The organism is Rhodococcus sp. KB6, from assembly GCF_001445685.1.
Classification (GTDB): Bacteria; Actinomycetota; Actinomycetes; order Mycobacteriales; family Mycobacteriaceae; genus Rhodococcus_F; species Rhodococcus_F qingshengii.
This window is the reverse complement of sequence record NZ_LNAK01000063.1, coordinates 1-9,475: the sequence shown is the minus strand read 5'-3', so window position 1 is coordinate 9,475 and position 9,475 is coordinate 1. Positions and strand designations below refer to the sequence as shown.

The window sequence follows — 9,475 nt, the reverse complement described above, 5'->3', positions numbered from 1 at the left end:
GTCACTGCGGCGACATCCCGCCAGCAGAGTACGAGAAGACGTTCTACGCTACTGAGCAGGGTGAGCAGGCCTTGGTTGAAATCAAATAGCCAGAGCCTCCATCAGACCCAGGGCGATTCAAACATCGGCGGGTCAAGCGTTTGGAAGGCAGCGAACTTCTCGACCAAGAGGGTCATTGAGCGATCTTCCCGGGCGCTGGTCGAGAAGTAGACCGCCGAAACAGAACCAAAGGCGTAGTCCGGATCGATTGGCACCGTACTCAGGGGACGCTGAGTGAGTTCTTCGTTCGTCCTCTAAGTGAATACCCGCGCTTCGTTTCGACTGAGCGGCCGGAGCGCCCCGTTGGGGGGCTCATCGAACAATCCTCGTCGAACAATCTCAGTCGCCCGATGTTCGGGTCACGGCGATTGCCGTTGAGTGAGTGGACACACTGACGAAGCGGAAGAAAATTGCTCAGGTCGCATAAGACGGAGACGAGGAGGACACTAGTGGACTGGTTCCTATCGGTGAGGGAGAAGAGGCCGGAGTTCACCTATACCGCGGTGCTGTGGGGCATGATCGTTCGACGGCCATCGAGCACGTGATCCACCCGGGTCAGGCCATCGCTCACCGCGAGGATGGTTAGGTTGTCGACGTAGCCGGCGAGGTGGTCTTCGACGGCACACCGGCGATGTGATCGCATTCGGGTATCCCAGCGTCAGCGACGCCGAGCTTGGTCTTGAGATCGGTGTCCAGTTTCGGACAGTGTTTGGACCCATACGGGCATTCGGCTCGATCGGTGTTGATCACCGAGTGGGATGCCCCCAATGGGGTGAGTTGCGCAGGGTTAGGATGCATTTCAGTTCCGGTCGTTGCCGGGGCAACTGACCGTTTACGCCGTGCCCGGTGCATGGCGGTGTCGAGTACGGGTAGGACGGCATGCCTCTTACGAAGAAGTTTTCCGAGATGTACGACGACGCATTGACTGCACTGGCCGCGGCGTCCCAACGACCTGCCAACGTCGTGAATGTGGACGGCCACTACGCTATTCGTGTCGACCTCGAGTACAACCGCTACGTCCTGGCCACGAACGCTCCGCGAGGACTATGGGACGAACCTGACGCCAGCGAATCCTGGTTGGTGCGTATCTTTCAAACCGGCGACGACGGTACGGACACGCTGCTCGGCGAGGCGAAGAAGCCGTGGCTCATCGACGCATTCGACTCCGCGGTCGAACAGCTTGAATCTGACGGAAACATCGTCGTTGCCGACGCGGAATTCGGCAGCATTCGTTACACCCGCGAACTGGGCTGAACAGTCTCGGGCGTGACTTCCGGTGGTGTGTCCACGGCCGTTTCGCTCAGCTGAGCGATCCGTTCAGCCAGGATCGCGTTCTCGGTTTCAAGTGAGAGAATGACACCGATTCCGGTCAAGTTGATTCCGTCGCCGATCAACGCGGTAATACGGCGCAGTTTGTCGAGGTCCGCCGCGCTGTAACGCCGCGTCCCGCCACTGGTGCGTGCGGGGGTCAACAGTCCGCGACGTTCGTAGAGTCTCAATGTCTGTGGGCCGACTCCGGACAGTTCCGACATCACGGAAATTCCGTAGACCCCTCGGTGGGCGTGCGCTGGATCCTTCAATGCCTCAGCGCTCTCCTTTAACCCAGCCGAATATCTCTCGACCTTAACATGTTGGTGCGTCGTCCCCCCGCCCTCCCGCACCTAAAACCTGATCTCCGACGCCACAGATTTCATCTGACGTGCGAAACCGATCTAGCCGGGAAAGGAGCCGAAAAGATTCCGCGCATGCTGGTTTCGTGCATAAGTGGGCACGTTTGGGCCCGGAAGTCGTATTGCTGTGGGTCGATCACTGTTTCACCTGTTGCCTTTTATCTGCATCGGCTGATATAGATTTATGACAGTCAATTACTTAGATGCATGCTGGAGCACTTGCACTTCGGGAGCGTGAATGACCACTGCCATGGCCACCGCCCGCGACGGCGACGGCATCACCTGCCCGGCGCTGGGGCCGCTCTCCGGGCCTGTGGTCGCTCGGGCCGCGGCGATGGTTTTCTGGAGCGTTCTGCCGATCAACACCCGAAAATGAAGGAGGCGACGATGTCGGCAACACGATCTGTACGCCGTTCCGGCAACACGACGGTGTCTTCACCTCAGCGAGGGGCCACTGTCCCTAGGCACTCTGCCAGGGCGATGACAAGGGGAAAAGGATTGGCATTCTCATGAGCACCCACACGCGAGACGCCGACTACACGCACCTTGCGGCCCTTTTCGAACAGATGGCTTCAATACCGAATGACGACGAGCACCGCGAGCGTCTACGTGCGCAGATCATCGAGTCGTGTCTACCACTGACCCGGAACATCGCCTTGCGATACCGCGGTCGCGGACAAGCCCACGAGGACCTCGTACAGGCCGCCAGCGTCGGTCTGGTCAGTGCGGTGAACCGCTTCGATCTCGCCAAGGGCAAAGACTTCCTAGCCTTCGCGATTCCGACGATGGTGGGTGAAGTGCGCAAACATTTCCGGGACCGCGGCTGGGACGTCCGTGTTCCGCGCTCGTTGCAGGAAAACTATCTCGCGCTCAACAAGGCCCGCTCTTCCCTCACCCAAGCCCTCGGACGCGAACCCACCGTGCCGGAACTGGCAAAAGAACTCGAAGTGGAACCTGCCGAGATCGCGGAGATCGTCGCCGCCGGCGATTCCTATCACGCGGCGTCCCTCGATGCCGCAACCGTCAACGACGGACGGACGATCGCAGACACCTTGGGAGACTTCGACTCTGCCCTCGAAGGCATTGACAACCAACAAACGCTCCGACCGGCACTACTCGCACTTCCTCAACGAGAACGCGCAATCGTGCTCTACCGATTCTTCGGCGAACTGACCCAAGCGGAAATTGCCGAGAAGGTTGGTCTCTCGCAAATGCATGTCTCCCGACTGCTCGCACAATCGCTCAAAGCGCTCCGACGGACGCAGTCCCTCGCAGCGCTCGAGGCCGCCGTCGCAGCGTGAGCTGGATGCCAAGAAAAGTGGACTCGTGTTGACCCCGGTACAAGGCAACTCGTGATCGGACGCGTCGTCGGTTACGGCGACGAGACACACCAACTGTCCGGTGGCCGGCGCTTACTCGTTGCTCTCCTCCGCGTGCGGGATCAAGAATCTGCCTGCAAGACCTTGGTCAGTGTGATTGTCACAGCCCACTTCTCCTCGGGTGCGGTGGGCGGGAGCTCCTCGAGGACCACTTCGTCGGCCAGGGTCTCGAGGACGCGCCACCCGAAGGACGAAGTGCTCGTGGTGATCTGACCCGTTGTTGCCGCAGAGAGGATCACCTGCGCAGCGGCGGTATCGTCGCCGAACGTGCACGTCAGGGTGCTGGAGGGGAGGGCGTGGCCGATGAGGATGGTCGCTGCTTCGTCGGCGGCGAGTACGAGATCGGACAACGCGTCCAACGAGAGCGCATAGTGCGCGGCCACGGTTCGCACCAGCGATCGCAGCACCGGCAGTTGATCCGGTGATGCAGAGACGGACAGTGAAGGTGAAACGGCGACCGGGGAAACGATCGCCCGCGCGAAGGACGTCACGTGAGATTTGCTCCTGTACTTAATCGGATGCAGCCAACCCCATTGGTGGGATCTTGGTAGCCGCATTCGAGAAGGATGATCAGCACTCAGCTACCCAACTGAAGTGCCGCTAAACATCGAGCTTAACGCCGTTGTCAGAGACCCAGCAGGGCGTGGTCGGAGTGTGTTGGTACGGCGTCGGGCATGTGGAAGTCCGTTGCCAGCCCCGTGAGGAGCTTTTCTGCGACATCACGAACTTTCACGAGTGTTTCCTGCGAATGCCAGGTGAGGACGTTGAATGCCCGGTTCGCCGATTCCGTGACCGTGTCATCGATAGTTTCGGTGACATCGACGTAGAAGCCGGAACTGCCGATGATCTCGCCGGACTCGTCGACCAGTCGTTCGCCGACTATCGCCACCGAGCGCGTCGTTCCTCTAGTGTCGACGATGCGGTGCGGGCTGCTGAACGAGCCGCCGGAAGTGCGGAGCGCTTCCAACGTCTCAGCGACATGAGGCCGATCGCCGGAATGTTTCTGAGAGAGACGCAATTTCGTGGTGGGGGTGATGGCGCCGGGTTCGTAGCGGTGTATCCGACTGCTTCCACTCGCCGTCGCGGCGATAGAGGAATCCTTCCACCCTTTGCAGCGCAACGGATTTCGTCGTCGGACCCACGCCCATGTCGTCCGGTACAGCATGTCCCTTTCGTTCCTCGCCCAACCCTGGGCTTGGTGCAGCGATGTTTGCCCGCCGAACTGCCTGGGCATCACCACCGAGCGCAGGCGCAGCGCGGATGCTGCGCGTCGGAGCTGGTGGGCTCGCCGTCGGGCATGGACCGGCACTCGGTCGCATGTCTGGGCTGTCATGCATAATCGGTGCCGGTCCGACCCGCCGCCAGCAACTCCTGAACTACGTTCTGTAGCGCAAGATTTGACGATCCCAGGGCCACCCCGGGTTGGTGGACCGGATGGGCGGCGATATAGACGTAGGGGACAAGCGCCCTGGGGCGATAGTGAGCGGTACTGGAAGATGTTCCGGCGAGAGGACAATCAGATGAACGGCGGGAAAGAGAAGGCAACGAGCGAGAACTCGTCGGAGAAAGCGGACGTGATATTTCCATCCGAGGTATCGACGAAACTCTCCGTCTTCGACCGGTTCGCCACCTACGTCAGTGCACGCACCTCACAGGCATGGTTTTTCGTGGTGTGCGTGATAATCGTGGTGCTCTGGGCTCCGTCGTTCTTCCTGTTGGGCACTATCGACACCTGGCAACTGACCATCAACACCGTCACATTCCTCGAATCTAGCGGATCCCAGGGGGCGCACGATCGAATCGGGAGCACGTCACACCATCACCCGGAAGCAATCGAGTGAGGAGTCGGTGGCATCGGGCACGGCCATACCCGCGCGCAGTCCGGACTGAAGGTAGCCGATGACGTCCGCGTCGAGGCGCTCTCCGGGCACCACGACCGGAATTCCGGGTGGGTACGGGGTGAGTTGCTCGGCGGCGATACGTCCCGCAGCGTGTGCGCCGGGGACCATTTCTGTTCGGCCGAAGAATGCCTCGCGTGGCGATGACACAGTTTCGAGTTGAAGGCTCGCAGGAGAGGGTAGCTCGATGCGGGGGGTGTCGGGGAAACTTGGTGCTGCGCCGCAGAGAGCTTCGAGGCCGTCCAGCAGTCTTCGGGTGGTCTCGCGATCGTCTGCGGTGGAGACGGTCGCGAGAATGCGTCGATGATCGCTCATGCCGACGTCGATCGAGCGTTCGGCTCGGAGCCAATCCGCGCACTGATAACCGGTGGCTCCCGTCCGTGAAACGTCGATCAGCAGTGCCAGAACGAAGAACCCGCGCGATCGGCGGAAGCGTCGACCTCAACGTCGTCGAGAAGATCATCCATCCCCGATACCTCAGCCTGCTCGAACGCGAGCAGTTGCAGGATCTACGGCGCGCAGGGTTGTCGATCCGGGCGATCGCGTCAGAAATGCGACGCGCACCGTCGACGATCAGCCGAGAACTCAAGCGCAACACCGTCTCGGTGAGGGGATATATGCCTCATACGGCGCATCGGCTGTCCGTGAAGCATCGGGCCCGGCCGCGGCAGGCGAAGCTGGTTGCCAATGCCGAGCTTCGTTCCTACGTCCAGGGGAAACTGGCGAAAAGGTGGTCGCCGCAACAGATCAGTCACCGATTGGTCAAGGACTTTCCGACCACTCCGCAGATGCGTGCGAGCACCGAGACGATTTATCAAGCGATCTACGTCCACGCCCGAGGCGAACTCACACGGGAACTCGGAAAGCAACTGCGCCGCGGTCGAATTGCACGCAAACCGCACAAGCAGCCCGATGCCCGCCGGCCGCGGTTCGTCGACCCGATGAACTCCATCAGCAATCGGCCAGCGGAGGTCGACTCGCGAAAAGTTCCAGGACATTGGGAAGGTGATCTCATCATCGGCGCGCTGGGTGGATCGGCGATCGCGACACTAGTCGAACGCTCCTCCCGCTTCGTGATGCTCGGGCACCTCGGCCGCGAGCGGACTGCCGAAGCCGTCCGAGACTCCCTCATCACCACCGTCCGTCACCTGCCCACATCACTGCGGGGAACACTGACCTGGGACCAAGGCGCCGAGATGGCCGAACACCGCGCGTTCACCGCCGCGACCAACTTCGACGTCTACTTCGCAGACGCGGGCGCTCCCTGGCAGCGCGGCAGCAACGAGAACACCAACGGTCTACTGCGCCAATACTTCCCGCGCGGAACCGACCTGGCAGTGCACAGCGTCGACAAACTCTTGGCCGTCGCGGAGGAGCTTAACGATCGACCCCGGAAATCACTCGACTGGGACACCCCTGCAGAGCGCCTGAGTGCTTTACTGGAAGTCTCGTAACCACGAGTGTTGCGACGATTGCTGGAATACAAGGGGTGGGATGTTCCGTGATATCCGTGACCCACAGCTTGTTCGGCTCGTCGCGGGTGAACTTGCGGTCCACGAGATCGCTCGCGGTCGGAGTCTGATGCTTGGAACGCGCACGTTTGTTTCCCGGAAGTCCTTTCACACCAGCAGTTCTCATCAACATTTCGATGCAGCCGTGTCCCACGGCAATGTCGTGACCAAGGGTGAGTTCAGCGTGGATGCGCCGCGCACCGTAGGTGCCATGCGAGGTGGTGTGAACCTCGGTGATCAGCTGCGTCAGCCAGGCATGTCGCAATGAGCGTTCCGAGGGCGGGCGATTGCGCCACTCGTAGAAACCGGACTCGGACACCTCCAGAACGCGGCATGAGGTCTGTACCGGTAGTCCTTCCTTGGTCATCACTTCGATCGCTTCGAACCGCCTTTTGGGAGCACCACCGACTTCAACAGTTCCGTGGAGCGTTTGGCGATGGCAAGCTCGGTCTCCAACTCGGCGATACGACGACGGGCGGCGGCGAGTTCGGCGCTCTCGATCGAGCTCAGCCCCGGCTTCTGTCCGGAATCGATGAGCTCCTGGTTACGCCAGTTGTAGATGGTCTGTTCGGTGACATCGAGACCTGCGGCGACCTCGGCAACCGTGCGTCCTGACTTCAACAGATCGAGAACTTTCCGGCGGAACTCGGGCGGATAACGTCGGGGCATCGTGAACCTCTCTCGGGTGCATCAATGCCTGAAGTAAAACAAACGAACTCCGGAAAACTCGGGGCACATCAAAGTCTCCGGACTCGCCGGTGCGATTCATGGTATCGAACATGATGATCCCGTTCTCTTGCGGACGATTACCTGGCCTGCCGGTCAGGAAACGCCGATAGAGATCCGCCCACGTGATCCGTTTGTGCCGTTTGAGCAGCCATTGGGTAACCCGATGCCAGGCAAAGGAATCGAGGTACCCGAAGGTCGCTTTCGACACACCGTGACGGAAATACGCACACCATCCTCGGAGCACCGGATTGAGGCGTCCGAGGAGATCAGCCAAGCCTTGATGACGTGCCTTCTTTGTCAGTGCCCGCACCTTCGCCATGATCGAAAGCAACGCCTTCTTCGACGGATAGGTGTAGACACTCATCGAGCGGCTCCGGTGATGAATGCGGTCTTTCCCGCCAGTCGTGTCATGGACTCGGCCCCTTTGTCAGCGGCCGGTGCGGGCCGGTAGGTGAGCAATAGCGCCGTTGGCCTCGGCGAGATCCCACAGCAAGTCTGCGGTAATGATGCCGGCGACGTTGCCGTCGTCGTCGTACCCGACGATCGGCCCGTGGAAGATCCCCAACATCAACGATTCGGATTCCTGTTTCGGCAGGTGCACGATCCCGGCGGGTTCGTATACGTAACAGTTCGGTCCGATTGGGTCGACCTCTCCCTCGTATGCCCATGTGCCGAAGATGTTGTAGGCCTCCGCACCGCCGAGATGGCGGTGCAACGGCGCCTCAGCCCCTTCGGAGACGTACAGCAAAATGGTGGTGGCGCCAGTCGTCTCATTGATGTTGAGAAGCTTGAACGAGGTTCCAGGCATCGGAAACGGGGTCCACGAAATGCTGTCGCAGTTTGTGACCCGCGAAGCCAGACTGTTGGTCGGTTCGGTCACGGGCCCAACTGCGCGACTGAAGATTTCGGCAACTGGTGGATTCTGTGCCGGGTCGATGTCGGAACCCTCGTTGGGAACCGCCGGTTGGGCCGGGCTGGGGCCCTGATGGGTTCGGGCGTCTGTGCTCAGTGTCATGATTAGCCTGTCTGTGGGGGGTGTCACATTCCACTGACAAACTTGCCTCGGCGCACAGGAGACGTCCATGACCAGAGTTCACAGGGTCGTTAGGTTTCGACTAACGTGCCACTTCAACCGCAGTAGGGGACGATAGCGTGCAATCCATCCCTGACCTCAATACTCGGGTGCTGCGCTACTTCGTTGCTCTCGCCCAGGCCGGCACCTACACACGGGCCGCGGAAATTCTGCGCGTCGCGACGCCGTCACTGTCCCAGCAGATCAGCAAACTAGAGCATGAGATCGGTGTACGACTGTTCGAGCGGGATCATCGCGGCGCGAGGCTTACCGATGCGGGCTCAGAGTTTCTTCCCATGGCCATCAATTTGCTGTCCGTGCATGATCAAGCAATCGGTGTCGTTCGCCGGCATCGCCGCGCTGCACAACAACAGATTCGGATCGGATTCTTTGCCACAGTCGCAGGCTCTCACACTCGCGAGATTTTGGACAAACTGCGAAATGCTGTGCCCGGTATCAAAATTGAACTCGTCCAAGTGGGTTGGGGTGAACAAGTCCTCGCCATCCTCGACGGCCGCGTCGATGTCGTGTTTGCACGCCCACCGTTGGATACGACACACATTCGCGCATTTCCCGTCCTCACCGAACAGCGAGTCCTGGCCATGTCGGCCAATCATCGCCTCGCAGCGAAAAGTGAACTGAAAGCGTCCGATCTGGCCGAGGTTGTTCAGGTTGATACCGATAATGTCCCGGAGGGTTGGCGGCGATGGTGGTCAGTCGATCCGCGCCCGGATGGAAGCCCTGTTACCTACGGTCCGCTAGTGCACGGAGTCGAGGAGATGCTCGAAGTCGTCGCGACCAGCGATGTAGTCGCTGTCACCGCCGAAAGCCTCGTCGCCGCATTTTCTCGACAGGACATCGTATCGCCCGATCTCCGATATTGACCCGACGCAGATAGTTCTCATCACGCCCTTGGAGGAACGGGTAACGATCAACGCACTAGTTCACGCTGTGAGATGATCCGAGCCTCCGGCGAGGGAATTAGAGGTGTCCTACTTCGTCGTATCGCTCTGCGCGCACGACTCGGGGTCCGTTGCTGAGTGCGGGTATGTCCGCCACTAGTTGTATGAGGAACGGACGTTAGTTACGCGGTGCCGGCGGTAAGCGGCGGGCGGTCGTCCTCCGCGTGTTGAATGCGGTCGATGATAATTGTAGTGAACGTTCCAGATTTCCACGG

Annotated in this window: 13 protein-coding genes and 4 pseudogenes; 6 read left to right on the top strand and 11 right to left on the bottom strand. The window is 60.3% G+C overall.

Features of this window, described 5'->3' with window-relative positions; genetic code table 11:
* Positions 1-101: 101 nt before the first annotated feature.
* Both ASU23_RS33960 and ASU23_RS34505 read right to left on the bottom strand, forming a co-directional pair.
* Complete coding sequence (locus tag ASU23_RS33960) at positions 102-254, bottom strand: hypothetical protein (protein ID WP_156423138.1); 153 nt, start codon at positions 252-254, stop codon at positions 102-104.
* Positions 255-621: 367 nt separating this feature from the next.
* Complete coding sequence (locus ASU23_RS34505; protein WP_156423137.1) at positions 622-837, bottom strand: hypothetical protein; 216 nt, start codon at positions 835-837, stop codon at positions 622-624.
* A gap of 81 nt (positions 838-918) precedes the next feature.
* Here ASU23_RS34505 and ASU23_RS12090 point away from each other — a divergent pair, with 81 nt between their 5' ends.
* On the top strand, positions 919-1,293 hold the full coding sequence (locus tag ASU23_RS12090) for a hypothetical protein (RefSeq protein ID WP_058037999.1): 375 nt from the start codon (positions 919-921) through the stop codon (positions 1,291-1,293).
* Here the strand turns inward: ASU23_RS12090 and ASU23_RS12085 are convergent.
* Positions 1,272-1,619 carry a MerR family transcriptional regulator gene (locus tag ASU23_RS12085; RefSeq protein ID WP_019749546.1) on the bottom strand — a complete coding sequence of 116 codons (348 nt, stop codon included), beginning with the start codon at positions 1,617-1,619 and terminating at the stop codon, positions 1,272-1,274. The two genes, ASU23_RS12090 and ASU23_RS12085, sit on opposite strands and share 22 nt — an antisense overlap.
* Positions 1,620-1,947: 328 nt before the next feature.
* Between ASU23_RS12085 and ASU23_RS33950 the strand changes: the two genes are divergently transcribed.
* Both ASU23_RS33950 and ASU23_RS12080 read left to right on the top strand, forming a co-directional pair.
* Positions 1,948-2,085, top strand: a complete 138-nt coding sequence (locus ASU23_RS33950; protein ID WP_156423136.1) for a hypothetical protein — start codon at positions 1,948-1,950, stop codon at positions 2,083-2,085.
* Between the two features lie 133 nt (positions 2,086-2,218).
* On the top strand, positions 2,219-3,010 hold the full coding sequence (locus tag ASU23_RS12080) for a SigB/SigF/SigG family RNA polymerase sigma factor (protein ID WP_029256707.1): 792 nt from the start codon (positions 2,219-2,221) through the stop codon (positions 3,008-3,010).
* Between the two features lie 140 nt (positions 3,011-3,150).
* On the opposite strand, the gene ASU23_RS12075 is transcribed toward ASU23_RS12080, so the two are convergent.
* Positions 3,151-3,579: an ATP-binding protein gene (locus tag ASU23_RS12075; protein ID WP_019749549.1), complete on the bottom strand. Its 429-nt coding sequence runs from the start codon at positions 3,577-3,579 to the stop codon at positions 3,151-3,153.
* A 134-nt stretch (positions 3,580-3,713) separates the two neighbouring features.
* Complete coding sequence (locus ASU23_RS12070; protein ID WP_253741304.1) at positions 3,714-4,421, bottom strand: PAS domain-containing protein; 708 nt, start codon at positions 4,419-4,421, stop codon at positions 3,714-3,716.
* Between the two features lie 187 nt (positions 4,422-4,608).
* Between ASU23_RS12070 and ASU23_RS12065 the strand changes: the two are divergent.
* A pseudogene (locus ASU23_RS12065) lies at positions 4,609-4,854 on the top strand (low affinity iron permease family protein); the annotation flags it as partial.
* Between the two features lie 45 nt (positions 4,855-4,899).
* Here the strand turns inward: ASU23_RS12065 and ASU23_RS12060 are convergent.
* Positions 4,900-5,391, bottom strand: a pseudogene (locus ASU23_RS12060) (ornithine decarboxylase); the annotation flags it as partial.
* On the opposite strand from ASU23_RS12060, the gene ASU23_RS12055 reads away from it, so the two are divergent.
* Complete coding sequence (locus ASU23_RS12055) at positions 5,385-6,440, top strand: IS30 family transposase (RefSeq protein ID WP_082661392.1); 1,056 nt, start codon at positions 5,385-5,387, stop codon at positions 6,438-6,440. The pseudogene ASU23_RS12060 and the gene ASU23_RS12055 sit on opposite strands and share 7 nt — an antisense overlap.
* Here the strand turns inward: ASU23_RS12055 and ASU23_RS35320 are convergent.
* The 4 genes and pseudogenes from ASU23_RS35320 to ASU23_RS12040 all read right to left on the bottom strand — a co-directional run bounded on the left by ASU23_RS35320 (position 6,364) and on the right by ASU23_RS12040 (position 8,241).
* On the bottom strand, positions 6,364-6,864 hold the full coding sequence (locus ASU23_RS35320) for an IS3 family transposase (RefSeq protein WP_058037997.1): 501 nt from the start codon (positions 6,862-6,864) through the stop codon (positions 6,364-6,366). The two genes, ASU23_RS12055 and ASU23_RS35320, sit on opposite strands and share 77 nt — an antisense overlap.
* Positions 6,864-7,166, bottom strand: a complete 303-nt coding sequence (locus ASU23_RS12045; RefSeq protein ID WP_058037996.1) for a transposase — start codon at positions 7,164-7,166, stop codon at positions 6,864-6,866. The genes ASU23_RS35320 and ASU23_RS12045 overlap by 1 nt, the downstream gene beginning before the upstream one ends.
* Before the next feature lie 175 nt (positions 7,167-7,341).
* A pseudogene (locus ASU23_RS34825) lies at positions 7,342-7,545 on the bottom strand (group II intron maturase-specific domain-containing protein); the annotation flags it as partial.
* A 108-nt stretch (positions 7,546-7,653) separates the two neighbouring features.
* A complete protein-coding gene (locus ASU23_RS12040; protein ID WP_058037995.1) occupies positions 7,654-8,241 on the bottom strand; it encodes a cupin domain-containing protein in 588 nt (195 codons plus the stop codon).
* A gap of 137 nt (positions 8,242-8,378) precedes the next feature.
* On the opposite strand from ASU23_RS12040, the gene ASU23_RS12035 reads away from it, so the two are divergent.
* The gene (locus ASU23_RS12035; protein ID WP_082661390.1) at positions 8,379-9,182 is read left to right on the top strand and encodes a LysR family transcriptional regulator; all 804 of its coding nucleotides are present in this window, start codon (positions 8,379-8,381) and stop codon (positions 9,180-9,182) included.
* Positions 9,183-9,356: 174 nt separating this feature from the next.
* Here the strand turns inward: ASU23_RS12035 and ASU23_RS34820 are convergent.
* A pseudogene (locus ASU23_RS34820) lies at positions 9,357-9,475 on the bottom strand (IS481 family transposase); the annotation flags it as partial.

Coding starts and splice junctions, on each gene's coding strand:
- ASU23_RS12045 (WP_058037996.1), bottom strand. CDS start 7,166: ATGCCCCGACGTTATCCGCCCGAGTTCCGCCGGAAAGTTCTCGATCTG.
- ASU23_RS12040 (WP_058037995.1), bottom strand. CDS start 8,241: ATGACACTGAGCACAGACGCCCGAACCCATCAGGGCCCCAGCCCGGCC.
- ASU23_RS12080 (WP_029256707.1), top strand. CDS start 2,219: ATGAGCACCCACACGCGAGACGCCGACTACACGCACCTTGCGGCCCTT.
- ASU23_RS12090 (WP_058037999.1), top strand. CDS start 919: ATGCCTCTTACGAAGAAGTTTTCCGAGATGTACGACGACGCATTGACT.
- ASU23_RS35320 (WP_058037997.1), bottom strand. CDS start 6,864: ATGACCAAGGAAGGACTACCGGTACAGACCTCATGCCGCGTTCTGGAG.
- ASU23_RS33950 (WP_156423136.1), top strand. CDS start 1,948: ATGACCACTGCCATGGCCACCGCCCGCGACGGCGACGGCATCACCTGC.
- ASU23_RS12070 (WP_253741304.1), bottom strand. CDS start 4,421: ATGACAGCCCAGACATGCGACCGAGTGCCGGTCCATGCCCGACGGCGA.
- ASU23_RS34505 (WP_156423137.1), bottom strand. CDS start 837: ATGCATCCTAACCCTGCGCAACTCACCCCATTGGGGGCATCCCACTCG.